This is a genomic window from Roseobacter cerasinus, assembly GCF_009811755.1.
Classification (GTDB): domain Bacteria; phylum Pseudomonadota; class Alphaproteobacteria; order Rhodobacterales; family Rhodobacteraceae; genus Roseobacter; species Roseobacter cerasinus.
This window is the reverse complement of sequence record NZ_BLIV01000007.1, coordinates 61,777-87,016: the sequence shown is the minus strand read 5'-3', so window position 1 is coordinate 87,016 and position 25,240 is coordinate 61,777. Positions and strand designations below refer to the sequence as shown.

General features: G+C 61.5%; 23 protein-coding genes. 10 read left to right on the top strand and 13 right to left on the bottom strand.

The window, feature by feature from the left end:
* Nucleotides 1-7: 7 nt before the first annotated feature.
* From So717_RS17255 to So717_RS17210, 10 genes are all read right to left on the bottom strand, one after another.
* Nucleotides 8-784 (bottom strand): enoyl-CoA hydratase-related protein, encoded by a 777-nt coding sequence (locus So717_RS17255; RefSeq protein WP_159979632.1) that lies wholly within the window; start codon nt 782-784, stop codon nt 8-10.
* Between the two features lie 69 nt (nt 785-853).
* The gene (locus So717_RS17250; RefSeq protein WP_159979630.1) at nt 854-1,306 is read right to left on the bottom strand and encodes a cytochrome c-type biogenesis protein; all 453 of its coding nucleotides are present in this window, start codon (nt 1,304-1,306) and stop codon (nt 854-856) included.
* Nucleotides 1,303-3,267 (bottom strand): heme lyase CcmF/NrfE family subunit, encoded by a 1,965-nt coding sequence (locus So717_RS17245; RefSeq protein WP_159979628.1) that lies wholly within the window; start codon nt 3,265-3,267, stop codon nt 1,303-1,305. The genes So717_RS17250 and So717_RS17245 overlap by 4 nt, the downstream gene beginning before the upstream one ends.
* Nucleotides 3,268-3,326: 59 nt before the next feature.
* Nucleotides 3,327-3,917, bottom strand: coding sequence for a holin family protein (locus So717_RS17240; protein WP_159979626.1), 591 nt, complete (start codon nt 3,915-3,917; stop codon nt 3,327-3,329).
* Complete coding sequence (locus tag So717_RS17235; RefSeq protein WP_159979624.1) at nt 3,908-4,519, bottom strand: holin-associated N-acetylmuramidase; 612 nt, start codon at nt 4,517-4,519, stop codon at nt 3,908-3,910. The genes So717_RS17240 and So717_RS17235 overlap by 10 nt, the downstream gene beginning before the upstream one ends.
* Nucleotides 4,520-4,595: 76 nt before the next feature.
* A complete protein-coding gene (gene ccmE, locus So717_RS17230; protein ID WP_159979622.1) occupies nt 4,596-5,039 on the bottom strand; it encodes a cytochrome c maturation protein CcmE in 444 nt (147 codons plus the stop codon).
* 6 nt (nt 5,040-5,045) lie between these two features.
* The gene (gene argC / locus So717_RS17225) at nt 5,046-6,074 is read right to left on the bottom strand and encodes an N-acetyl-gamma-glutamyl-phosphate reductase (protein ID WP_159979620.1); all 1,029 of its coding nucleotides are present in this window, start codon (nt 6,072-6,074) and stop codon (nt 5,046-5,048) included.
* 33 nt (nt 6,075-6,107) lie between these two features.
* Nucleotides 6,108-6,917, bottom strand: a complete 810-nt coding sequence (locus So717_RS17220) for a glutamate racemase (RefSeq protein ID WP_159979618.1) — start codon at nt 6,915-6,917, stop codon at nt 6,108-6,110.
* Between the two features lie 27 nt (nt 6,918-6,944).
* Nucleotides 6,945-7,820 carry a lysophospholipid acyltransferase family protein gene (locus tag So717_RS17215; protein ID WP_159979616.1) on the bottom strand — a complete coding sequence of 292 codons (876 nt, stop codon included), beginning with the start codon at nt 7,818-7,820 and terminating at the stop codon, nt 6,945-6,947.
* Nucleotides 7,821-7,902: 82 nt separating this feature from the next.
* Complete coding sequence (locus So717_RS17210) at nt 7,903-11,322, bottom strand: indolepyruvate ferredoxin oxidoreductase family protein (protein ID WP_159979614.1); 3,420 nt, start codon at nt 11,320-11,322, stop codon at nt 7,903-7,905.
* Nucleotides 11,323-11,492: 170 nt separating this feature from the next.
* On the opposite strand from So717_RS17210, the gene So717_RS17205 reads away from it, so the two are divergent.
* Together So717_RS17205 and purL are read left to right on the top strand one after the other, a co-directional pair.
* Nucleotides 11,493-12,398, top strand: a complete 906-nt coding sequence (locus So717_RS17205; RefSeq protein WP_159979612.1) for a LysR family transcriptional regulator — start codon at nt 11,493-11,495, stop codon at nt 12,396-12,398.
* A gap of 275 nt (nt 12,399-12,673) precedes the next feature.
* Nucleotides 12,674-14,833: a phosphoribosylformylglycinamidine synthase subunit PurL gene (purL, locus tag So717_RS17200; protein WP_159979610.1), complete on the top strand. Its 2,160-nt coding sequence runs from the start codon at nt 12,674-12,676 to the stop codon at nt 14,831-14,833.
* A gap of 234 nt (nt 14,834-15,067) precedes the next feature.
* Here the strand turns inward: purL and So717_RS17195 are convergent, their stop codons facing one another.
* Entirely contained in the window at nt 15,068-16,330 is a 1,263-nt protein-coding gene (locus So717_RS17195; RefSeq protein ID WP_159979608.1) for a vWA domain-containing protein, read from the bottom strand.
* A gap of 66 nt (nt 16,331-16,396) precedes the next feature.
* Nucleotides 16,397-17,305 (bottom strand): AAA family ATPase, encoded by a 909-nt coding sequence (locus So717_RS17190; RefSeq protein ID WP_159979606.1) that lies wholly within the window; start codon nt 17,303-17,305, stop codon nt 16,397-16,399.
* Nucleotides 17,306-17,476: 171 nt separating this feature from the next.
* On the opposite strand from So717_RS17190, the gene So717_RS17185 reads away from it, so the two are divergent.
* The 4 genes from So717_RS17185 to So717_RS17170 all read left to right on the top strand — a co-directional run bounded on the left by So717_RS17185 (nt 17,477) and on the right by So717_RS17170 (nt 22,022).
* Nucleotides 17,477-18,541, top strand: coding sequence for a glycosyltransferase family 2 protein (locus So717_RS17185; protein WP_159979604.1), 1,065 nt, complete (start codon nt 17,477-17,479; stop codon nt 18,539-18,541).
* A gap of 59 nt (nt 18,542-18,600) precedes the next feature.
* Nucleotides 18,601-19,635 (top strand): dihydroorotase, encoded by a 1,035-nt coding sequence (gene pyrC / locus So717_RS17180; RefSeq protein ID WP_159979602.1) that lies wholly within the window; start codon nt 18,601-18,603, stop codon nt 19,633-19,635.
* Between the two features lie 63 nt (nt 19,636-19,698).
* On the top strand, nt 19,699-20,379 hold the full coding sequence (locus So717_RS17175; RefSeq protein WP_159979600.1) for an orotate phosphoribosyltransferase: 681 nt from the start codon (nt 19,699-19,701) through the stop codon (nt 20,377-20,379).
* Between the two features lie 155 nt (nt 20,380-20,534).
* A complete protein-coding gene (locus So717_RS17170) occupies nt 20,535-22,022 on the top strand; it encodes a replicative DNA helicase (RefSeq protein WP_159979598.1) in 1,488 nt (495 codons plus the stop codon).
* A 135-nt stretch (nt 22,023-22,157) separates the two neighbouring features.
* On the opposite strand, the gene So717_RS17165 is transcribed toward So717_RS17170, so the two are convergent.
* Entirely contained in the window at nt 22,158-22,754 is a 597-nt protein-coding gene (locus So717_RS17165; protein WP_159979596.1) for a TetR/AcrR family transcriptional regulator, read from the bottom strand.
* 106 nt (nt 22,755-22,860) lie between these two features.
* Here So717_RS17165 and So717_RS17160 point away from each other — a divergent pair, with 106 nt between their 5' ends.
* From So717_RS17160 to So717_RS17145, 4 genes are all read left to right on the top strand, one after another.
* A complete protein-coding gene (locus So717_RS17160; protein ID WP_159979594.1) occupies nt 22,861-23,178 on the top strand; it encodes a YciI family protein in 318 nt (105 codons plus the stop codon).
* 10 nt (nt 23,179-23,188) lie between these two features.
* Complete coding sequence (locus So717_RS17155) at nt 23,189-23,641, top strand: MAPEG family protein (protein WP_159979592.1); 453 nt, start codon at nt 23,189-23,191, stop codon at nt 23,639-23,641.
* A 4-nt stretch (nt 23,642-23,645) separates the two neighbouring features.
* A complete protein-coding gene (locus tag So717_RS17150; RefSeq protein ID WP_238841035.1) occupies nt 23,646-24,683 on the top strand; it encodes an SDR family NAD(P)-dependent oxidoreductase in 1,038 nt (345 codons plus the stop codon).
* 101 nt (nt 24,684-24,784) lie between these two features.
* The gene (locus tag So717_RS17145; protein ID WP_159979588.1) at nt 24,785-25,153 is read left to right on the top strand and encodes a MerR family transcriptional regulator; all 369 of its coding nucleotides are present in this window, start codon (nt 24,785-24,787) and stop codon (nt 25,151-25,153) included.
* Nucleotides 25,154-25,240: the final 87 nt, after the last annotated feature.

Below are 25,240 nucleotides of genomic sequence, written 5' to 3'. Positions count from 1 at the left end.
CGCAGCGTCAGCGCCCCTCGAACTGCGCAGCCCGCTTTTCAGTGAAAGCCAGCACGCCTTCCTTGAAGTCACGCGATTTGCCGCACTGCCCCTGCTGCCGGGCTTCCAGCGTCAGCTGCTCGTCCATGGAGTTGTCCCAGCTGCCCCGGATCACCTTCTTGATCGCCGCATAGGCAGCGGTTGGGCCTTGGGCGAGATGCGCCGCGCGCGCGCGCCAATGCGCGTGAAACTCGGCATCCGGCACCGCTTCCCAGATCATGCCCCAGTCGTCCGCCTGGCTCGCGGTGATCTTGTCTGCAAAAAGCGCCGCGCCCATCGCCTTGGCCGTGCCCATGGTGCGCGGCAGCACATAGGTGCCCCCCGCATCCGGGATCAGGCCGATGCGCGCAAAGGCCTGAAGGAAATAGGCGCTCTCAGCCGCAATGACCACATCCGCAGCCAGCGCCAGGTTGGCCCCCGCCCCAGCGGCCGGGCCATTCACCGCCGCAATCGTCGGTACCGGGCAGTCCACAATCGCGCGCAGCATCGGCTGATACTCATCCCGCAGCGTGCGTTCCAGATCAAGGTTGGCCGCGCTCACCCGGTCGCCCAGATCCTGACCGGAGCAGAAGGCCTTGCCCGCCCCGGTGATCACAACCACCCGCGCGGTCTTGCCCGCCTCCGACACGGCATAGGCAATTTCAGCCCGCATCTGCGTGCTCAGCGCGTTCATCTTTTCGGGTCGGTTCAGGATGATCGTCGCCACGCCGTCCTGCAGCGTGTAGATCAGCGTGTGATACTCCATCGAGCGTCCTTTTCATCAGGCTGATCCCGTCATATCAAACTGACCGGTTCAGAAAAGGGCAACGCGGGGTTATTCTTTCAGGATTTCCTGCAGGCGCCTCTGCTCAGCCTCGGTCAAGGCCCCTTCCTGCGACGCGACCGAACGGGAGCGCCCGCGCAGATAGCCATACCCCAGGCCCATCGCGAGCAGCAGCATCGCGGGCCCCGCTGCCCACAGCATCCAGGTCGAGCCGCTGGCGCGCGGCGACATCAACACAAATTCACCGTAGCGCGCCACAAAGAAATCCATCACAGCCTCGTCGCTCGCGCCACCGGCGACCAGCTCACGCACGGTGCGGCGTGCGTCCTGGGCCCAATTGGCGTTGGAGGAGGCCACCGATTCCGACTGGCACACCACACATCGCAAATCATGGTCAAGCGCCCGCGCCCGCGCCTCCAATGCCGGATCCTCCAGCATCTCGGACGGATCCAACGCCCAGAGCGGGCCTGCAATGAGGGTCAGTGCGAGCGCCAGCCGTTTCATTCCGCAGGCACCGCGTTGGGCAGCTTGCGTGCACCTGCAGCCACGCGGAAGCGCCTGTCGGACAGGCTGAGTAATCCACCCAGCGCCATCAGACCGGAGCCGATCCAGATCCAGTTTGTGAGCGGCTTGATATAAGTGCGCACGGCCCAACCGCCAGTGGCCTGACGGTCGCCAATGACCACATAGACGTCACGCGCGAGATCATAGTCAATCGCCGCTTCGGTTGTGGGCATCTGTGCCACCGGGTAGATCCGCTTCTCCGGGCGCAGCTGTGCAATCTCGCGCCCATCCTGCGCCAGTGTGATGTAGCCCATGGTTGACAGGAAATTCGGCCCTTCCTTGTTCACCACACCGTTCAGCGTGATGGTATAGCCGCCCACCTCATAGGGCTCTCCGAACTGCGCCACGCGAATGTCTTCCTGTTGCCAAGCCATCAGCCCGCAGACCCCCATCATAGTGATCCCGAGACCGGAATGCGCGACCATCTTGCCCCAATCCGCGCGCGGCAGACGCATCACCCGAGCCAAACGCCCCGAGCCACGTCCGGTGCGTTGCGCGAAATCGACCAGAGTGCCCATCACAATCCAGGCGGCGAGAAACAGGCCAATCGGCCCCAAAAGGCTGCGCCCACTTTGCATGGCATAGGCCAGTCCGCCGACGGCCAGCGCCAGGATAAATACATAGCGCAAGGGCCGCATGGCACGCAGCACCCGCGCCCGCTTCCACGGCATGGCCGAGCCAATGGGCAGGATCAGCCCCAGCACCAGCATGAAGGGCGAAAAGGCCATGTTGAAAAATGGCGGGCCGACGCTGAGGCGCCGGTCAAAGAACATCTCAGCCACCAGAGGCCACATGGTGCCGACGAAGACGACAAAACAGCTGACAGCCAGCAGCAGGTTATTCGCCACCAGCGCGCTTTCGCGACTTACTACGCCGAAGACCCCCTTAGCCTCCATGGCGCTAGCCCGCAAGGCAAAGAGGATCAGCGCGCCGCCCATGAAAAAGCCCATAATCATCAAGATGAACACACCGCGCTCCGGATCATTCGCAAATGCATGCACCGAGGTGAGCAGCCCCGAGCGAACGATAAATGTGCCGATCAAAGAGAAGCCAAAGGCAAGGATCGCAAGCAGAATGGTCCAGCTTTTCAGCGCTTCGCGTTTCTCCACCACGATGGCGGAATGCAGCAGCGCGGCAGCCAACAACCACGGCATGAAAGAGGCGTTCTCAACCGGGTCCCAAAACCAGAAGCCGCCCCAGCCAAGCTCGTAATAGGCCCACCAGGATCCGAGCGCGATGCCGATGGTCAGAAACACCCAGGCCGCCAATGTCCACGGGCGCACCCAACGCCCCCAGGCCGCGTCAACGCGGCCTTCGATAAGTGCCGCGACTGCAAAGCTGAACGCCATGCTGAGCCCAACATAGCCGAGATAGAGAAACGGCGGGTGGAAGGCGAGCCCCGGGTCCTGCAGCAACGGGTTCAAATCCTGCCCGTCGAACGGTGGGACTACCAACCTTAAGAACGGGTTGGACGTAAATATGATAAAAGCGAAAAACGCCACACCAATGGCTGCCTGAACCGCGAGAACACGGGCCCGCAAAGTGGGAGGAAGATTGCCCCCAAACCAGGCCGCCATGGCGCCGAAAAGCGTCACAATCAGAACCCAGAGCAGCATGGAGCCTTCGTGGTTCCCCCAGGTCCCGCTGATCTTGTAGATCATCGGTTTGGCGGAATGGCTGTTCAGCGTGACCAGTCGCAGACTGAAATCCGAAATCACGAAAGCATACATCAGCGCCGCGAATGAAAAGGCCGTGAGCAGAAACTGGGCCGAGGCCGCAGGCTCCGCCACGGCCATCCAGGCCGGCCAGCGCTTGTGCGCCCCGATCAAAGGCACAACGGTCTGCACAATCGCCACCAGAAAGGCGAGGATCAGCGCGAAATGTCCGAACTCAGTGATCATGCTGCGCAGTATAAGCCGCGGCAAGGCTGGGTCCAATGACAAACGCGCCAGTCAGCGGTTCACTTTGTCGCGGCCTGGCGCTTTTGGGCCTGCCATTCGCTCAGGGCGCTGTTCTCATCAGGTGCGACCGACAGCGTCGAGAGTTGCGCGTCATGGCCCGCATCCGCCACGCCGGGTGACGTCGCCGTCAGCGCCCCAAGCGTTGCGATGTTGTCCGCCACCTTCGGGGCCAACGACATGGTCTGCGCAATCGACTTCTGAAATTGCTGGCTTTTCACCTGATGCCGCGCGCCGAAGTAGAAGGACACAACAACGCCCAGCAGCCACCACAGAGGCTCCGGCACCAGGGCGATGCCCTGCATGCGCGCAGCGAACCAGATCGGATCAATCATCGCAGCCAGAAACAGCCCCAGTGTCCCCAGCGCCAGCGCCGGACGCGGCAAGCGGTTCACACCGTCCATCAGGCGGTCAAACCAGCCTTGCCGCGTCTGCTCGAACTCCGTCGCGAATTGTGCCATGGCGCCCAACCGCAGCTGCTGTGCGCGTGCTGCACCTTCTTCGGTGTTTTCGCGGAAGACCTCAGCTGTTTGCGCGATCACATTGCGATCATTGCCAAAAATGATGTTAAGAAGCCCCGTTATCAGACCCATGTTGCAACCCTCTGCTGAAATTGCGCGCGCGTGAGATGATGGCGTGGAGAGATGAATTCCTCCGCGCGTTTGATCCAGCCGCCCTTGCCGCCCGCGCGCGTGCGCGCGTATTTGCGGCTCGCCCTACGGCGGTCGGCAATGCGGAAATAGTAGTTGCGCCGCGCAATGCCGTAGGCATCCGCCAGGAAATCGGGGGCCTCAAGGTAGGCCGCCTGCGCCGCCGCAATGCTTTGCGGGCCGAGGATTCCGTCAACCGTAATCTTGTGCCCCATCTCACGCAGCAACCGCTGCAGGATCTTCACCGCATTGCTGCCCGCGTTCACATACATGTCAAAAACCGTCGCATGCAGCACCTGCGGCAACAGCGCGATCAGTGGTTTCTCGAAGTAGTGTTTCTCAAATATTTCAATGGCATGCTCTTTTGTCAAAGCGCGCACATCCGAAATGGTCACCGCGCCGTCGCGGTCCAAATCGATGCCCAGTGCCCGCATGGTATGAATGGTCACGCCATATTTTGTTGCCCCGCCGGGATCATCCGGGTCGTTCACGAAGCCGCCTTCGCGGCCCACAATTTCAGTGGCGATCTCTCTGACCGTCTGCATCCTTGTCCCCTTTTCAGCCGTCGCGCTGAAAAATGAACAAAGATCGGTTAATTTGCGCTGATAGGAGCGTGCGCTGCTAGCTGTCGGTCGGCTTGTAGACACCCTGCTCTTTCAGAGCGTCCACAACTTCCGCCGGCATATAAGTTTCGTCATGTTTCGCAAGTATTTCATGGGCTTCAAAGACGCCATTAATGTAACGCCCCGTGCCCACCATACCTTGGTTTTCCTCAAACAAATCAGGCAGCACGCCCGTGTAGGTGACCGGCACCACCGCCCCGCCATCGGTCACGCTGAAGCGGATGGTCTCGCCCTGACCACGGACGATGGAGCCTTCTTCCACCAGCCCGCCGATGCGAAACACCTCCGTTGGCTCGGGCGGTTCCGCCAGAATTTGGCTCGGCGCGCGGAAGAAATTGATACCATCGCGCATGGCATAACCAATCAGCACAGTCGACAGCACCAAGGCCACCGCCGCCACGGCGATGACCTGAATTCGGCGCTGTTTTTTAAGACTTTTCATGCATCCTCACGGGAAAAGCGGCGGCATCATCAGCCCCGTCGTTTCCTCAATATTTAGCATCAGGTTGGCGTTTTGCAAAGCTTGCCCGCTGCTACCTTTTGTCAAGTTGTCCAACGCGCCAACCACAAGAGTGCGCCCTGGCAGCCGGTCTGCGACCACCCCGATGTGGCAAAAGTTCGAGCCGCGCACATGGCGGGTGCTGGGCGTCTCGCCGAAGGGCAGAACGTCAACGAAGGGCTCAGCCGCATAAGCCGCTGCAAGCGTTTCGTGAACCGCGTCCGACGGGCCTTTCAGGTAGCCTGTCGCCAGGATACCCCGATTGGCAGGGATCAGATGCGGCGTAAACTGGATCTTCACATCACGGCCCGCCAAAGCGCTGAACTCTTGATCGAACTCACCAAGGTGGCGGTGCGTGCTGCCCGTTGCATAGGCGTGGTAGCCTTCGGACAACTCTGCATGCAGCAGGTTTTCCTTCAGGCTCCGGCCCGCGCCGGAAACCGCGCATTTCAGATCCAGAATGATCTCATCGAGATCGATCACCTGCGCCGAGATCAGCGGGCGCAGCATGTACTGGCCCGTGGCCGCATTGCAGCCGGTGCCCGCCACCAACCGTGCCTGTGCAATCTTATCGCGGTAGAACTCTGTCAGACCGTAGACAGCCTCTTTCTGCTGAGCAACTGCTGCATGCGGGTTGCCGTACCACTGCTCATAGGCCTCAGGGTCGCGCAGCCGGAAATCCGCGCTCAGATCGACGATCTTCAGATCAGCAGGCAAGCGCGCGATGACCTCCTGGCTTGTCTTATGCGGCAAGGCACAGAAGCACAGATCAATGTTTGCAAAGTCGATCTCATCAATTTGCAAAAGTGTCGGCAACTGCAAATGGCGCAAATGCGGGAAGACCTGCGCGATGCTCTGACCCGCTTTGGAGTTGGCACCAAGTGCGGTTATGGTCAGATCGGGATGTCCGGCAATCAGCCGGATCAGTTCGGCGCCAGTATAGCCGGAAGCGCCAAGAATGGCGATGGAATAGGTCATGACGTGTCCGTCTCGAAGAAGTTGGGAAAAGGCTCAGGCAGAGAGAAAGGTGATCTGTCGTCGCAAGAACTGGGTTGCGCGGTCACTTACGCGCCGAGGGTCCCCAGTGGTCAGGAACCCCGCCGTGCCCGTGCCCGCCATATCCGGGTGCCGGTCCAGATAGTCGGCAAGGCTGTCCGCAACAAGAGCCGCCTGGCTGAACACGCGCACATCGGCGCCCAACGCATCCTGAAAGGTCGACTGCATCAGCGGATAATGCGTACAGCCCAAAATGGCCGCATCAGGCGCAGGCATCTTGCGGCGCAGCGCATCCACGTGGCTGCGCACAAGGGCCTCCGCGAGGATCATGTCACCATCCTCAATGGCATCGACAACACCGCCGCAGGCCTGCGCTTCTACGTCGACTCCGATTGCGCGAAAGGCCAACTCCCTCTGGAAGGCCCGGCTGGCCACTGTGGCAGGCGTGGCAAAGAGCGCCACGTGCTTGACCGCAACTTCGCGCGGTGGGGAATTGTCGCCCCAGCGCCGCTCCGTCATGGCTTCGATCAGCGGCACAAAGACGCCCAGGACCCGCTTGTCGGCGGGCACCCAGGCCTCCTGCATCCGCCGCAACGCAGCCGCCGACGCCGTGTTACAGGCCAGGATCACAAGATCGCAACCCGCTTCAAACAAACGCGAAACAGCCGCGCAGGTTAGATCAAAGATATCGTCCGCCGTGCGCACGCCGTAAGGCGCATGCGCGCTGTCGGCCAGATAGACAAAGGGCACGTCCGGCAGCCGCTTTTGGGCCGCCTGCAATACAGTCAACCCGCCCAAACCGCTATCAAAAATCCCAACAGCCATGCACCCGGTGCCCTTCGTGGCACCTGCTCAGGATCGGTGCCGGTCTTCAAACTCATAGCCCAGATCAAAACACTTTTCCGGGCCTGTTGACAGCTCATACGTGGCTTTTCGCAGGAAATCCATCATCGCTTTGCCGTCTTTGGCCAAAGGGTCCAGCACCGCACGCCCGATCGGCTTGCCAACCGCGATACGCACGGGCGTATCGACGCGTTTTTTGAACTCCTTGATCAGCAATCCCATGCGCAGGGTTGAATGCATATGGCTTGCGATCTGAAACAGACGGCTTGTGTGCCCCTCGAAATAAAGCGGCAGCACCGTGGCATGCGACTTCGCGATCATCCGGGCGGTGAAGCTGCGCCAGCCCGGGTCCATCGGGTGCGAAAAGGGGCGCGCGGCAGTGCTGACCGTCCCACCGGGAAAGACGCCAATTGCGCCGCCGCCGGTCAGATACGCCAGCGCCGACTTGCGCGTTGCAATGTTGAGCGCGCGCGCCTCTCTGCTCTCGTCAAAGCTGATGGGAAGGATGAAGCGGTTCAGATCTTCGGCCTTGCGAAAGACCGAGTTGGCCATCAGGCGAAAATCGCCCCGGGTCGTGCTCAGAATATGCCCCATCATCAGACCATCCAGAATGCCGTAGGGGTGATTGGCAATCAGGATCAGCGGGCCGTTCCGCGGGATGTCGTCCAGGGATCCGGCCACCACATCCAATGATAGCCCATAGCGCGCAGCCATGACGTCAAAAAACCCACGCCCCGCCGCGACTTCATTTTCATACCCACGCGCGCGTTTGATCAGCCGCAGACGGCCTGTGCTGTTCTCCATCACACGGATCAGCGCTCGCCCGCCGCGCGTCTGTGCTGAATAGGAATAGCTTATATCTCGCGTGATATTGGCGCGTCCCATCCCGGGTGTCCTCATGCCGCTGCGGCGCAATCTTAGCTTTGGCGGTCCAGTATGCCCAGAAGATATGTCAGATCCGTGAACGCTATTCAGCGGCGCGTGCGGTCTCGGCGCCACCCGCGCGGATCACGGCGAGCAGTTCCTCGCGGCGTTTGGCTGCCTTGGCCTCGTTCTGCTGCTTCACCGGACCAAAGCCCCGAATATCCAGCGGCAGCGCGGCGAGCGCGACAATCGCTGGCCGCGTGGCGTCATCGAGCAGGCCAAGCGCTTCCTGCATATCGCGCTCGTATTGCTTGATCAGCCCCCGCTCCATGCGCCGTTCCGCAGTGTAGCCAAAGGGGTCAAAAGGCGTGCCGCGCAGGAATTTCAGCCGGGCCAGCACCCGCAGCGGACGTTCCAACCATGGCCCGAAGCTGCGCTTCATCGGGCGACCGTCCGGTCCGGTTTTGGACAGCATCGGGGGCGCCAGATGGAAAGACATTTTGAAGTCGCCGTCAAACTCGGCTGCGGCCTTTTCGCGGGAGCTTAGAAGCAGTCGCGCAACCTCATATTCATCCTTATATGACAATAGTTTATGATAGCCTTTTAACGCAGATTCATGCACATCTTTGTCCATGATCCGCTCCAGAAATTTGCGGTATCGCCTGGCCAGCCGCCTTCCCTGATAGGCAGTCAGATGCTCCGCCCGGAAGGCGATCTGCTCGTCCGTCGTCTTTGGCAGTTGAATGACCTTGGGCTGCAGGATTGCTGCGGCGTCCTGCGGGTACAACACGGCCCAGCGCCCGATCTCGAAGGCGCGCAGGTTACGCTCGACCGCCGCGCCATTCAGCCTGATCGCTTCGGAGATTGCCTTCAGTGATAGGGGCACCAGCCCCCGCTGCCAGGCCGCGCCAAAGATCATCATGTTGGAGAAGATCGAGTCGCCAAGCGTCGCTTTAGCAAGCTCAGACGCATCAAACAGATCGACCCGGTCCTGCAACCGCGCCTGAAGCGCCAGCGCCAACCGATCACTTGGCAGCTGAAATTCGGTGTTGCGGGTGAAGTCACCGGTGATGATCTCGTGGCTGTTCACAATCGCGCCGGTGCGCCCCGTGCGTGTCAGCCCCAGCGTCTTCGCCCCGGCAGAGACAACCAGATCGCCGCCAATCAGCGCATCCGCCTCACCGGTTGCCACGCGAATGGCACTGATGTCCCCGGGATGCTCTGCAAGGCGGCAGTGGATGTGGACCGCCCCGCCTTTCTGGGCGAGTCCCGCCATCTCCATCATGCCCGCGCCTTTGCCGTCAATATGGGCCGCTTGCGCCATCAAAGCGCCAATCGTCACCACGCCGGTGCCGCCCACCCCGGTGATCACCACGTTCCACGTGCCGTTGATCGTTGGCAACTCAGGCTCTGGAAGGTCAGGCAAGGACAGCTCGGTTGTTGCCTCTTTGCGCACATGCGCACCTTCGAGCGTGACGAAAGACGGGCAGAAGCCTTTCACACAGCTGAAGTCCTTGTTGCAGGAAGATTGGTCAATCGCCCGCTTGCGGCCCAGTTCGGTCTCTTTCGGCACAATCGACACGCAGTTCGACTGCACACCGCAGTCACCGCAGCCCTCGCAGACATCCGTGTTGATGAACACCCGCTTGTCCGGGTCCGGGAACAGCCCGCGCTTGCGCCGTCGCCGCTTTTCCGCCGCGCAGGTCTGAATATAGACAATGGCAGAGACACCAGACAACTTTGCAAACTTCTCCTGAACAGTTTGCAAATCGGCACGTTCATACAGTTCGACGCCGGAAAACGCTTTCAGGTCAACGTCTTCCTTCTCATCATAGACAACAGCGATATGCGGCACGCCCATCGCCTGCAGCTCTTTCACGATGCGTGGCGCGTCCAGATCACCGTCGTTGCTCTGCCCCCCTGTCATGGCCACCGCATCGTTGTAGAGGATCTTGTAGGTCATGGTTGTGCCCGCAGTCAGCGCTGCGCGAATGGCCTGCACGCCGGAATGATTGTAGGTGCCGTCCCCGAGGTTCTGAAACACATGCGACCGGGTCGAAAACGGCGCCTCGCCGATCCAGTTTGCGCCCTCGCCCCCCATATGGGTGAAGCCCGTGGTCTCGCGATCCATCCACTGCACCATGTAGTGACAGCCAATCCCCGCATAGGCGCGCGACCCGTCCGGCAGTTTGGTGGAGGAGTTATGCGGGCAACCCGAACAGAAATACGGCAGCCGTGCCGCGATATCCTCGGCGTTGTCATTGCGCCGCGCCTCATCCAGCAGCTGAAGACCGGCACGGATGCCATCCGTATCGCGCCCCTCCTCGATCAGAATGCCGCCCAGTTTCTCTGCAATCATGATTGGATCAAGCGCGCCCCGGGTCGGAAACAGCTCTTCGCCGTGCATCGAGCCTGCACCACCGCCCTTGTGCCAGCCGTAAACGCGCCGCCCGCGTCGGTCGTCAAAGATCGCTTCTTTGATCTGCACTTCAATCAGCTTGCGCTTCTCTTCCACCACCACAATCAGGTCCAGCCCCTCAGCCCAATCGTGAAAGCCCTTCATGTCCAGCGGGAAGGTCTGCGCAACCTTGTAGGTCGTGACCCCCAGCCGTTCGGCTTCGCCCGCGTCCATGTTCAAAAGCGTCAGCGCATGCTCCAAATCCAGCCAATTCTTACCTGCCGCCACAAAGCCGATCTTGGCGCCCGGTTTGCCCCAGACGCGCTTGTCCATCTTGTTGGCGTGAGAAAACGCCTCCGCCGCAAAGCGCTTGTGGTCGATCATCCGCGCTTCCTGGGCATGCGGCGTGTCGATCAGGCGGATGTTTAGCCCCCCCTCCGGCATCTCGAAGGCGGGTTGCACAAATTGCGCACGTAGCGGTGATGCATCAACGACCGAGGTCACCTCAACCGTGTCCTTCATAGTCTTGAGCCCCACCCAAAGCCCGGAAAACCGCGATAGAGCAAACCCATAAAGGCCGTAGTCGAGGATTTCCTGCACACCGGCCGGGCTGACCACCGGCATATAGGCGTCGACCATCGCCCATTCGGACTGATGCAGCACAGTCGAGCTTTCGCCCGTGTGGTCGTCCCCCATGGCCATGAGCACGCCGCCATGGGCTGCGGAGCCCGCCATATTCGCATGTCGCATGACATCGCCCGACCGGTCGACCCCCGGTCCTTTGCCATACCAGAGCCCAAAGACCCCGTCGAACTTGCCCTCACCGCGCAATTCCGCCTGCTGGCTGCCCCAAAGCGCCGTGGCGGCCAGATCTTCGTTGAGACCGGCTTGAAAGGTGATGTCATGTTCGGTCAGCGGTTTCTCCGCCCGCTGCATCTGCATGTCCACCGCGCCCAGGGGCGAGCCGCGATAGCCTGTGACGAGCCCGGCGGTGTTCAGCCCCGCCGCCCGGTCCCGCGCCTTCTGCATCAGCATCAGCCGCACCAGCGCCTGCGTGCCGTTCAGCAGCACGGGGCTTTTCTCCAGATCGTAACGGTCGTTCAACGAAATCTTCTGAGTGCTCATTGGTCGCCTCCCCAGCTTCCTAGATTTGCACAGATTTGACTCAATAATAGGTCACAAAAGCTGACCTGCATAGGGAATTTTTGCTGTTTCGGCCAGAATGCGCACAGCTCGACTGTATTTCGAAACAATATGTCGGTAGGACACCCGCAGGGTTTGGTACAAGGTGTTTCATGGATTGGGATAAGCTCAGAATATTTCACGCGGTGGCCGATGCAGGCTCGCTGACACATGCCGGAGACAAGCTCAATTTGTCGCAATCCGCCGTGAGCCGCCAGGTGCGCGGGTTGGAAGAGATGTTGAACACAACGCTCTTTCACCGCCATGCGCGCGGGCTGATCTTGACCGAACAAGGGGAGCTTCTATTCGACGCCACCTCCGCCATGACCAAACGGCTCGACACTGCCTCCGCCCGCATCCGCGACAGCGAGGAAGAGGTGTTTGGCGAGCTGCGTGTGACCACGACCACCGGCTTTGGCACGCTCTGGCTCGCGCCGCGTCTGCCCAAGCTCTACGAGCAATACCCCGACCTCAAGGTCGATCTGATGCTGGAGGAACGCGTGCTCGACCTGCCCATGCGCGAGGCTGACGTGGCCATCCGCATGAAGGAACCAAGTCAGGCCGATCTTATCCGCAAGAAACTGATGATGATCCGCATGTGCCTCTTTGCCACGCCCGACTATCTGGCGGAAAACGGAACCCCGGTCGAGATCGAGGAGATCGAAAACCACCGCCTGATCTGCCAGAACACCAACAGCGATCAGGTCGGCGCGGGCCGCAACCTGGTGCAGCATCTGATGACCTATGACATCAGATCAACGCTGACCGTGAACAACTATTTCGGCGTGCTGCAGGGTGTTTTGAACAACCTTGGCATCGGGGTGCTGCCCGACTATGTGACCGAGGACTTTCCCGACCTCGTGCGCGTGATCCAGGATGTTGAGTCGGCTGATGTGCCCGTCTTCCTGGCCTACCCCGAAGAGCTGCGGCACTCTCAGCGGGTTGCCGCCTTCAAGGACTTTGTTCAGGACGAGATCATCGCCTACCGCAAGCAACTGAGGGAAAAGCAGAAAATCTGACCTCTGGCATGAGCCATGCGCCACATGCATATCGGGCATGTCCAGAGTTTCTCGAAACAGCCTTGATCGTGTGCAAGCCGCCTCTTATTTGATCTCTTGAAGGAGCGGATGCGCTGCATCTGCCTTCATACCTCCCTGTTGGACTTGGCCGAGCTTTTCGCTCGGCCTTTTTTTTGATCGGGCAAGAGTGATGGCGTGGTCGCCTTTGCTCTTTTCCCTGCGCAGCCCTTCCTCTAAAGACACCCGCAACATCTGCCACGGGGGCCATTTGCGCGATGACTGAACCTGCTATCACACCGGATCTGGTCGCAAGCCATGGGCTGAGCCCGGATGAATATGCGCGCATTCTTGAGATCGTTGGCCGGGAGCCGAGCTTTACGGAACTGGGCATTTTCTCAGCGATGTGGAACGAGCATTGCTCCTACAAATCCTCGAAGAAATGGCTGCGCACCCTGCCGACAGAGGGGCCACAAGTGATCTGCGGCCCAGGTGAGAACGCAGGCGTGGTGGATATCGGCGACGGGCAGGCCGTGGTCTTCAAGATGGAGAGCCACAACCACCCCAGCTATATCGAGCCCTATCAGGGTGCCGCGACCGGTGTAGGCGGCATCCTGCGTGACGTCTTCACCATGGGCGCGCGCCCCATCGCGGCTATGAACAGCCTCAGCTTCGGCGCGCCTGCGCACCCCAAGACCCGGCAGCTGGTCAACGGCGTCGTCGAAGGCATCGGCGGCTACGGCAACGCCTTCGGCGTGCCCACGGTGGGCGGTGAGGTTCGGTTTGACCCTGCCTACAATGGCAACTGCCTGGTGAACGCGTTTGCTGCTGGCCTCGCGGATGCCGACAAGATCTTCTACTCCGCCGCCTCGGGCGTCGGCATGCCGGTGGTCTATCTCGGCGCCAAAACGGGCCGCGACGGCGTGGGCGGCGCCACCATGGCGTCGGCGGAGTTTGACGACAGCATCGAAGAAAAGCGCCCCACCGTGCAGGTCGGCGACCCCTTCACCGAAAAGCGCCTGATGGAAGCCACGCTGGAGCTCATGGCCACAGGTGCCGTGATCTCGATCCAAGACATGGGCGCTGCGGGCCTCACCTGCTCGGCCGTCGAGATGGGCGATAAGGGCGGCCTCGGCGTCCGCCTTGATCTCGGAAACGTGCCCGTCCGTGAAGAGGCCATGACCGCCTATGAGATGATGCTGTCTGAGAGCCAGGAACGCATGCTCATGGTCCTGCGCCCCGAATTGGAATCGCAAGCCAAAGCCGTCTTCGACAAATGGGACCTCGATTTCGCCATCGTGGGTGAGACCATCGCCGAAGACCGCTTCCTCATCATGCTGAACGGTGAGGTCAAAGCCGACCTGCCGCTGTCCAAGCTGGCCTCCACCGCCCCCGAATACGACCGCCCGTGGGAGGAAACGCCGAGCCCGACCCCGCTCACCGAGGTGCCACAAGTCGACCCCATCGCGGGCCTGAAATCCCTGCTCGCCAGCCCGAATTACGCCGCCAAGACTTGGGTCTACGAGCAATACGACACGATGGTCATGGCCGACACGGTCCGCACACCGGGCCTCGGCGCGGGCATCGTCCGCGTGCACGGCACCGACAAGGCCCTCGCCTTCACCTCCGACGTGACCCCCCGCTACGTGCAGGCCAATCCGGTCGAAGGCGGCAAGCAGGCCGTGGCTGAAGCCTATCGCAACCTGACGGCGGTGGGCGCCACACCGCTTGCCACCACGGACAACATGAACTTCGGCAACCCCGAAAAACCCCGCATCATGGGCCAGTTCGTAGGCGCCATCAAAGGCATCGGCGAAGCCGTCGCTGCCCTCGACATGCCCATCGTCTCGGGCAATGTCTCACTCTACAACGAAACCGATGGTGCTGCGATCCTGCCTACACCCACGATCGGCGCCGTAGGTCTGATCGCCCACACCAACGACATCATCGGCATGGACATCCGCGCAGGCCACGTGGCGCTACTGTTGGGAGAGACGACCGGCCACCTCGGCCAATCCGCCCTGCTCGCCGAACACCTGGGGCGCAGCGATGGCGACGCCCCTCCCGTTGATCTGGAGCACGAAAAAGCTCACGGCGATTTCATCCGCGCCCACCGCGCAGACATCGCCGCCTGCACTGACCTCTCCGACGGCGGCCTCGCGCTCGCCGCCTTCGAGCTGGCCGAAGCCGCAGGCCTCGGCCTCACGCTTGACGCGGGCGACACCGCCCAGCTCTTCGCCGAAGACCAGGCCCGCTATCTGATCGTCGCGAAGCCCGATCACGCTGCGGCGCTGAAAGACGCTGCCACCTCAGCCAACCTGCCGCTAACCCAAATCGGCACCTTCGGCGGCGAAAACCTCACCTTCGGTACGCAAAGCGCCCCTCTCGCCGACCTCACAGCGCTCTACCGCACCACCTTCGCCACCGCTGTCGCCTGACCTCTGGTCCGGAGCCGCCCTCGCATGGGGCCGGTCGGACGCGGGTAAGGCGGGGCGGTCAAGTGGAATTGCGGAGGCTCCGCGCAGCGGAAACCGCCATTCCACTTGACAGGCACGGCGCGCCCGTCAGGCAAGGACCAAATGCGCGGGTGGCTCCGGACCTTCTGGGACGGTGAGCCCGAAGCGCCAAACAAAACATGGAATGCGCGCGCCAGCGCGCTCCGCTGACCAATCCTACCCAGACAAGGCCCGCATCAGCCGCGCCTTCTCACCCACATCATCTGGACGTGACAAGGACACCGCCAGATCCTCCAGCGAGGCAATCGAATGCCCCGCGCGAAAGCTGTCCACATGCGGCAGCATCGCCGCGATCCCACGGGCTTTCGGCGCAAACCCCTCCCAGCGTAGCAGCGGATTCAACCAGATCAGCCGCCGTGCCGAAAGATGCAGCCGCTCCATCTGCCGTTCCAGCGCCTCCGGATCGTCGCGGTCCAACCCATCGGTGATCAGCAGCACAACCGCGCCCTGCCCCATCACCCGCCGCGACCAGTCGCGGTTAAAGGCGGTGAGACACGCGCCAATCCGCGTCCCACCCTCCCAATCCTGCGCTTCAGCCCCCGCCGCCGCCAGGGCCGCATCCACGTCGCGATGCTTGAGATGCCGCGTGATGTTGGTCAGCCGCGTGCCAAAGGTAAACGCGTGCACCTTCGCCCATCCGGCACCCTTCGCATTCGCCACCGCATGTAAAAACTGCAGCACAACCCGGGAGTACTGGCTCATCGAGCCCGAGATATCGCAAAGCACCACAAGGTTGGGCCAGCGTGGCCGTGGCTCCCGGCGGGCAATCCGGTAGAGTTCCCCGCCCTGCCGCATCGCGCCGCGCAGTGTACGGGCGGTATCAATCCCGCGTCCGCGCCTGCTCGCTTGCGCCCGACGCGACAGGATCGGCGGCACCGGCAGGGTGAGCTTCGCCAGCACCCGCTTTGCCGCCGCCATCTCCGCCATGCTCATCTGCTCGAAATCGAGGCTGCGCAGCCGCTCTTCGGAAGACATCGTGAGGCTCGCGTCGATCTCGATCTCCGTCTCGCCCGGCTCGTCCTCATCGCCGTTCCCGTAATCCGGCATCTCCGCCCCGTCGAGCAGCGCCTCCGCGGCCCGCTTCTCCGCTGATTGAGCCTTGCGCTCTTCCTGCACGCCCCGCACCGCCGGAATCATGTAGGACATCATGTGCTCCAGATAGCGCGGGTCGCGCCAGTAGAGCCGGAAGATCTGTGCGAACACCGTCCGGTGCTCTGGCCGGTTCACGAAACAGGCGTGCAGCGTCCAGTAGAAGTCGCGTTTCTCCGTGAACCCCGCCGCCTCCACCGCGCGGATCGCATCGATCACCCGGCCCGGCCCAATCGGCAGCCCCGCGCGCCGCAGCGCGCGCGCAAAATGGGTGATATTGCCTGCGAGCTTCGGGTGCTCGGGCAGATCAAGCGGCGCGTATTCAGGCATGGGCTTTTTGGGGGCTCCGCCCCGGCGCTGCGCGCCTCCCCGGGATATTTATGGCCAGAAGAAACATCAGGCCGGCTCGAGAGAGGATTTGACCCGATCGAGGATGCGTTTGGCCTCAGAGCCTTGCAGCTTCCGGATGTCGTCCTGATACTTCAGGATCGCGCCCAGCGTATCGGCGATGACCTCCGGGCTGAGGGTGATCACGTCGAGCGCCAGCAGACATTTCGCCCAGTCGATGGTTTCCGCCACGCCCGGTTTCTTGAAGAGATCTTCGGTGCGCAGCTGCTGCACGAAGGCCACCACTTCGCGGCTCAGGGCTTCTGCCGCTTCGGGAGCACGGGCAGCGAGGATCTCCATCTCGCGGTCGAACTCCGGGTAGTCGACCCAGTGATAGAGGCAGCGGCGTTTGAGAGCGTCATGCACCTCGCGCGTGCGGTTCGACGTCAGGATCACCACCGGCGGCTCGGGCGCCTTGATTGTTCCGAGCTCGGGGATCGTCACCTGAAAATCGCTCAGGGCTTCCAAAAGGAAAGCCTCGAAGGGCTCGTCCGTCCGGTCCAACTCGTCGATCAAGAGCACCGGCGCGCCGTGTTCATCGGGCCGCATCGCCTCCAGCAAGGGCCGCTCGATCAGATAGGCGTCACTGAAAAGCTCTGCCTGCAACTCCGCGCGTTCAGCGCCGCCTGCGGCCTCAGCCGTCCGAATGGCCACCATCTGCGCCGGGAAATTCCACTCATAGACTGCGGTCGCGGCATCCAAGCCTTCGTAGCATTGCAGCCGGATCAGCCGCCGGTTCAGCCCCGCCGCCAGCGCCTTGGCGATCTCGGTCTTGCCAACGCCAGCTTCGCCTTCAAGGAACAGCGGCCGCCCCAGCCGCAGCGCGAGAAACACCACCGTGCCGAGTGCCCGGTCACAGACATAGCCCTCGGCCGCCAGCATCTCCTGCACGGCATCAATCGTCTCAACTCCGGCCATGTGCCCTCCTCTTTGGGGGATGATACCTGCATTCAAACCCCGGCAGGTCAAGCGCTGATGGGGGGCCTTTTGGTCTACATTGACCGGGCCAAATGTACCTGCGATGGTGTCCCGTGTGTCGCCAACCAAAGGTCGGGTTGCCCATGAAATCGCCGCAAACCCGCCCCGCCCATGGCTGATCAGGCCTCGAACATTACGGCCGTTCTCACCGTGCGCAACGAGGCAGCCTTCCTGCTGGAATGGCTGGCGCATCACCGGGCAGCGGGCATTACCCATTTTGTTGTCTGCTCGAATGACTGCGATGATGGCACCGATGTGATGCTGGACCGCTTGGCCGAGAGAGGCTGGTTGGCGCATCTGCGCAACGACGGGCCTTACCGAAATCGCGGCATCCAGTTCAGCGCTTTGCGGCTGGCTGATGCGCATCCGCTGGTGCAACAGGCTGAGTGGCTGTTGGCCCTCGATATTGATGAGTTTGTGAACGTCAAGACCGACGACAACACCCTGCCCGCGCTGATTTCTGCGCTGCCTCAGGCCACCGCAATCACACTCACCTGGCGGCTCTTTGGCAACGCTGGCGTGGCGCGTTACGAGGATCATCCCATAACGGAGCTCTTTACCCGCTGTGCCCCCGAGGTGATGCTGTGGCCCTGGCGCGCAGCGCTGTTCAAGACGCTCTATCGCAACAATGGCACATATGGAAAACTTGGGGTCCATCGCCCCAAGGCACCCAATCGGGATCGGCTCGACCAAGCCCGCTGGTTTGACGGAACAGGCCGGTCGCTGGGCGAGCCCTTCAAGACACGCCGGGTGTTTTCCGACTACGGCCAACCGAACTATGGTCTGGTGCAACTCAATCACTACCCTCTGGGCGCCATGGAAAGCTTCGTGTTGAAGGCGGCGCGCGGGCGACCGGGGCATGCGGATGCGGCTATTGCGCTGGACTACTGGGTCGAACGCAATCTCAACACCGACGAGGACCGCTCTATCGATAGCCTGCGCACCCGCCGCATGGCCTTGCAGACAGAGCTCATGGCGGATCCGGTTCTTGCCGACCTGCATCACAAGGCAGTCCAGTGGCGCAAGGCCCGCTTTGACACGCTGATGCTGGACGAAGCGACCCGCGCGCTCTTTGGCAGGCTGCTGATGACCCCGCCCTCCCAGCCTCTTACCGCAGACGCCGCCCGGCTGCTGACCAGTTACGCGCTGAAGGATCGCGACAATCCCAACAGATGACACCGAAGGGCGCGGCACCAACACTGGCCCTGCTCCACAAGCTGTGCTAGCGCATCCTCATGAGCCAGAGCCTGACCCTCCGCCGCCCCGATGATTGGCACCTGCACCTGCGCGATGGCGCGATGCTGCGTGCGGTGCTGCCCGAAACCACCCGCCATTTCGCCCGTGCGATCATCATGCCGAACCTCGTGCCGCCGGTGGTCACCGCCGCCGACGCCCGCGCTTATCACGACCGCATCCGCGCGGCCCTGCCCGAGGGCGCCGCCTTCACCCCGCTCATGACGCTCTACCTCACCGAAGAGACTGACCTTGAGGATGTGGCCGCCGCCAAAGCCTCAGGCCTCGTGAATGCGGTCAAGCTCTACCCCGCCGGGGCCACCACGAACTCCGCCAGCGGTGTGCGCACCTTCGAGAAGGTCCGCCCGGTGCTGGAGAAGATGGCCGAGATCAGCCTGCCCCTCTGCGTGCACGGCGAGGTTACGGATGCGGAGATCGACATCTTCGATCGCGAGGCCGTGTTTATCGACCGCGTGCTCGACCCCATTCGCCGCGCCACACCGGGCCTGCGCGTGGTGATGGAACATATCACCACCTCCAACGCGGTGGACTACGCCCGCGCCCAGGACGAGACCCTCGGCGCCACGATCACGACGCATCATCTCGTGATCAACCGCAACCACATCCTCGCAGGCGGCATCAAACCGTACTACTACTGCCTGCCCGTGGCCAAACGCGAAACCCACCGCCTCGCCCTGCGCCAAGCCGCCACCTCCGCTGAGGCCCGCTTCTTCCTCGGCACAGACTCCGCCCCGCACACGGATGCAAACAAGCTCCTGCCCTGCGGCTGCGCGGGCTGCTTCACGGCACCCAACACCCTCTCGATCCTCGCCCAGGTCTTCGAAGAAGAAAACGCCCTCGACAACCTCGAAGCCTTCACCTCTCTCAACGGCCCCGCCTTCTACGGCCTGCCCCCGAACGAGGACACACTCACCCTCACCAAAACCGGCGCCACCTACCCCGCGCAGATCGCCACCGACGACGGCCCCGTCACCGTCTTCGACCCGGGCTTCCCACTCGACTGGGCGGTGACCTGAGCTTCATTCTTCCCAAAATACTCCCGCCGGAGGCATCCGACCTCTGCCACAAAGGACCAAGCGATGATCCCCAGCAGCTACCCCGACCCAAGCGAAATCGCCCGCCTCACCGCGCGCATGCTGCTGGAGATCAAGGCGGTGCATTTCAACGCATCGGACCCCTTCATCCTCGCCTCCGGCCTGCCCAGCCCCACCTACATCGATTGCCGCAAACTCATCAGCTACCCGCGCATCCGATCCACACTGATGGACTTCCTGACCGTGACCGTCATGCGCAACGCAGGCTTCGAGGCCTTTGACAATATCGCGGGCGGCGAGACCGCAGGCATCCCCTTTGCCGCCATGGTGGCCGAGCGCATGGGCCTGCCGATGACCTATGTGCGGAAGAAACCCAAAGGCTACGGCAAAGGTGCGCGGATTGAGGGCGACATGCACGACGGCCAGCGCGTTCTTCTGGTTGAAGACCTCACCACCGACGGCGGCTCCAAGCTCAGCTTTGTCGACGCGATTCGCGAAACAGGCGCCACCTGCGGGCACACGGCGGTCATCTTCTACTACGGGATTTTCCCGGAAACGGAAAAGACCCTTGGCGATCATGGGGTTGCCCTTCACAGCCTCTGTACGTGGTGGGATGTGCTGGCCGAAGCCAAGGCGCAAGGCGCGTTTGACGCCACCACACTTACAGATGTTGAGGTGTTCCTGAATGATCCCCGCGCTTGGCAGGCCGCGCGAAAAAGCGACTAGGGCGCCACAGGACTTAGTATTTCGCGTGCAATGCACCACCAGATCGTGTATGTTTCTGACATAAAAACATATCCACACGTTATACCGTCTTATCCCGATTGCATGTCACAGAGCGGCGCGGGTAAGACCAATGACGGGACAAGGTGGGCACGGGCATGAACGAAATCACAAGCTTCAATCCAACGGGCGTGGACGTACAGGCGCCCGAGACAATGCCGCATTCCATAGAGGCGGAACAGCAACTGCTGGGCGCGATCCTGACCAACAATGATATCTACGATCGCGTGGCCTCCATCATCACCGCCAAGCATTTCTATGACCCGGTGCACGCGCGTATCTTTGAGATTGCCGCCGCCCGCATCGCAAAGAACGCGCTGGCTTCACCGGTCACGCTCAAAGCCTTTATGGAGGATGACGGCGGGCTGAAAGAGCTCGGCGGCCCCGCCTATCTGGTCCGGCTTGCGGGTGCTGCGATCTCGGCCTTCGCCGTGCGCGACTATGCGCAGATGCTCTATGACCTTTCCGTACGCCGTGATCTCATCCAGCTGGGCCGCGAGATCTCCGACAAGGCGGCCAAGGTGGACGTGGCCTCCGAGCCGAAAGAGCAGATCGTCGAGGCCGAACAGGCGCTCTACAATCTGGCCGAACAAGGCAATACCGAAGGCGGTTTCCAGAGCTTCCTCAAGGCCGTCACCGACGCGGTCAATGTGGCCAACGCTGCCTATCAGCGGGAGGGCGGGCTTGCAGGCGTCTCCACCGGTCTTATTGATATGGACAAGAAGCTTGGCGGGCTGCACCGCTCTGACCTCTTGATCCTCGCCGGTCGCCCGTCCATGGGCAAGACATCACTGGCCACCAACATCGCCTTCAACATTGCCAAAGCCTACAAAAAAGGCGTGCGCCCCGATGGCAGTGAAGGGGCGGTCGACGGCGGGGTTGTGGGTTTCTTTTCTTTGGAGATGAGTGCCGAGCAGCTCGCCGCGCGGATCCTGTCAGAGGCAGCAGAAGTGCCCAGCGAACAGATCCGTCGCGGCGATATGACAGAAGGCGAATTTCGCCGCTTTGTCGATGCCGCCAAGGCGCTTGAGGCCTGCCCGCTTTACATCGACGATACGCCCTCGATCCCCATTGCGCAGCTTGCCGCCCGCGCCCGCAGGCTCAAGCGGACCCACGGGCTCGATCTGATCATCGTGGACTACATTCAGCTGGCGCGCGGCACAGCCGACAACCGGGTGCAGGAAATTGGCGAGATTTCCATGGGTCTGAAAGCCATCGCCAAGGAGCTGGACATCCCGGTCATTGGACTGTCACAGCTCTCCCGCCAGGTGGAAAACCGCGAAGACAAACGCCCGCAGCTCAGTGACTTGCGCGAATCCGGCTCCATCGAGCAGGACGCGGATGTGGTCATGTTTGTCTTCCGCGAGGAATACTACAAAGAGCGGGAAAAGCCGGGGGATCACGACCTCGAAGCCATGGCCAAATGGCAGGAAGAGATGGAGCGCCTGCACGGGCGGGCCGAGGTGATCATCGGCAAGCAGCGGCACGGCCCCATCGGCACGGTGGACCTCAGCTTCGAGGGCCGCTTCACCCGCTTTGGCAACCTCGTGCAGCCTTGGCAACAAGGCAGCGAGCGCGAGTTCTGAGACATCGCGCCACCCATTCAGGGCAGCAGTTGATCTAAACGTCTGAAAAGCTGACAATTGACCGCCCTGCTGATCGCGGCGAGGCGTCAGAGCGCCCATCGTGACGGACGCTCAAAGACGGCAAACCCACCGCTCTCACGCGTTTTGCGCAGAAACCATCTGCGTTGCCGCGTTATGAGCGGCTGATTTGACCTGCTCCGCAAGTTCGGAATTCGGCAGCGTGCGAGCAAGAACCATGCCACCGACACAGAGCGCTGCAGAGGCCAAAGCCTTTTGGCGTCTGTCAGTCTGGCTGTCCGGCAATGCAGTTTCCAGCAACCAGACCATGGCCGTGAGCAACTGTTGGAAGGCGTCCTGCGTTTTCAGGTCAGCGCGGGCCACATCCGACGGAAGGGCGATCATGGGGCACTGCCCCTCGATATCGCCAAGATGCTTGTCCGACAGATAGGCATCTATCATCTGTTGCGCCATCTCTGGCTTGAGGTTGCTTGGATCAATGCCCGCGTCGCGGCGCCACTCCGCGCCGCGCCCCATCAGGAAGCTGGACACAGCCTCACTGAACAGTGCCTCCTTGCTCTTGAAATGGTTATAGAACCCACCCCGTGTCAGGCCTGCCGCCTGCATCACCTGATCAATGGTTACATTCTGAAAGCCATGCCGGTTGAACAGCACGCGGGCGGCCTCGACTATTTTCGCACGCGTCGCATCGCGGTGACTGGCACTATAGGGCATGAGGACTCCTTTTGGGGTCGATCATATCACCTCTTAAAATATGTTCTTTAACATAAATTGATTGCTGTCATGAAAGAGCCCTGACCCCATCAAGAGGAGCATGATCATGCCCAAGTTTCTGCTGATTTATCACGGGAAACCCGACATTCAGAGCGCGGAGGACGGAGCCAGGCATATGGCGGCATGGAACGCCTGGAAGTCCGGGATGGGGTCGGCTGTTGTCGATCCTGGCCTGCCGGTCGGACCGTCCAAAACGATCACACCAACGGGTGTTGAAGACCATGGCGGGGCCAATCCGGCGTCCGGCATGACCGTTCTTCAGGCTGACACACTGGACGACGCGATTACGCTGGCGCAGGCGTGTCCTCACCTGAGCGGCACGGGCACCATCGAGATCGCCGAGGCGATGGATCTGGACATGTAGGACGGCAAAGATGGACACAATATTTGATGCGGTGCCCTACTTTGCCGCTTATCGCGTCTCATTCCTCACCTTGGCGGGCCTCGCACTGATCACACTGATCCAGAGTTTTGCAACCGCACCGCTGGCCTTCGTGAATGAAGAGCAAGTTCCCGGAATGCCAGTGCGGTTTGATCATGGGAAGCTGAGTTTCCGCGCCTTGCGGACCTACTCCAATTCCGCAGAGACATTTCCGGCGTTCGGATGGGCCTTGCTGATGGCGATCATGTCCGGTGCGTCGCCAATGTTGGTCAACTGGTTGGCGGGTGGTTATTTCGCCAGCCGGATTGCATTTTGGGTGATCTACTACGCCGGCATCGGCAAGCCGGCCGGTGGCCCCAGAACGATGGCCTTTGTTGCCGGGTTGCTCTGCAACATCGGGTTGGCGGCGACGGCGATATGGTCTCTTTTGCCGGGGCTTTACTGAGACCTTGTCGATTGAGCGCGCATTGAACGGCCAGGCTCACTGCGCGCTGCGGCCTCCCCTTATCCGTGACAGCCTATGCTGCTCGATTTGGATGTGCTGCCAGGCCCGAAGGCCGCAAAGGACCTATATGCCTCACATTACACTCTGCTCGGATGGCGGAACGGCCGGAAAATTCTCAACCCAGGTCGAAAAAACCTTTGACCCTGACATTAGTGTCAGGGCGTTAGCCGTGGCCCTCAGCAACGTCGAAAGATTCGAAGACAGGAGAGCAAACGACATGACAGGCAACGATGTGTGGCGCGGCAAGGTGACCATCGTCACCGGGGGCAGTTCGGGGATCGGCCGGGCCACAGCAGCCGAACTTGCGACGAGAGGTGCGCATGTCCTGATCACAGGACGCAGTGCGGACAAGTTGATGGCAATTGCAGAGACCAGCGAAAAGATCGAGCTGCTGCAGATAGACAGCGCAGACCGGAGCAGCGGAGCTCAGATCGTTGACGCAGCACTCTCTCGCTGGGGGCGCATTGATCTGATCGTGAACAACTCGGGGGCGGGACACCCTCTGCCTGTCGACGCGTATGACACTGATATCATTTCAAATATGTCAGCCGTAAATATCATTGCACCTTCGCAATTGGTGCAGGCAGGCAAGGTGGCGTTGACACAGAGCAAAGGGGCAATCGTCAACATCGGAACGGCAGTCTCAAGGGGTGCAGCGCCGATGTTGGCCCACTACGCAGCAACAAAGGCGGCCTTGGAGCACTTGACCACATCATGGGCGGTTGAGCTGGCAGGCGATGGCATTCGCGTAAATGCGATTGCACCCGGTCCGGTCAAAACCGGCGCCTTGACCGGAATGATGGGCTTGACAAAAGAGATGGCGCAACAGATCGAGGACCAGGAAGCGGCACAGGTGCCGTTGGGACGTCGCGGCGTAACCGCTGACATTGTCCCCTGGATTTTGCGTCTCGGAAGCTCTGAAAACGAATGGCTGACAGGACAAATCCTGACCGTTGATGGCGGTTGGTCGCTGCGGTCATGATCTGTTAAGAGCCGGGTGGTGCGACGTCGACCACCCGACTCACCCTCGACGATCATCAGCGCCATTTGCATCTGAAGCAGGCTGAGCGGAGGATTTTCGATATGCGGGCCAAGGAAGCTGCAGAACGTCTGGGAATCACGCAACGCATGCTGCGTCACTACGAGAAAGAAGGCCTTCTGAACGTCGGGCGAACGCTCAATGGATACCGCAGCTATAGCGACGCCGATCTGCGAAGAGCTGGCCGCATCCGCGACTTCATAGTAACGGGCTTCTCCACCCGCGAAATCCGCGCCATGAGTGGCTGCCTCTCAGATGAGGGAGCTGGCCCATGCGAAGGCGGCATCGCGAAACTGACGGAGAAGCTGGAGCACATCGACCGACTGCGCGCGGAGCTTGATGAAAAGCGAAGCGCTGTCATTGACAGGCTGGCTGTGTTGCGAACACGGCTTGATACGCTCAGCAGGCACTGAACCGGGGGTCGGAAAAACTGCATTTACGCCGGCGTCTCGGGTGAGATATGTGCTTGAAAACGACGCGGAAAGCGCCAGGCGTCTGGC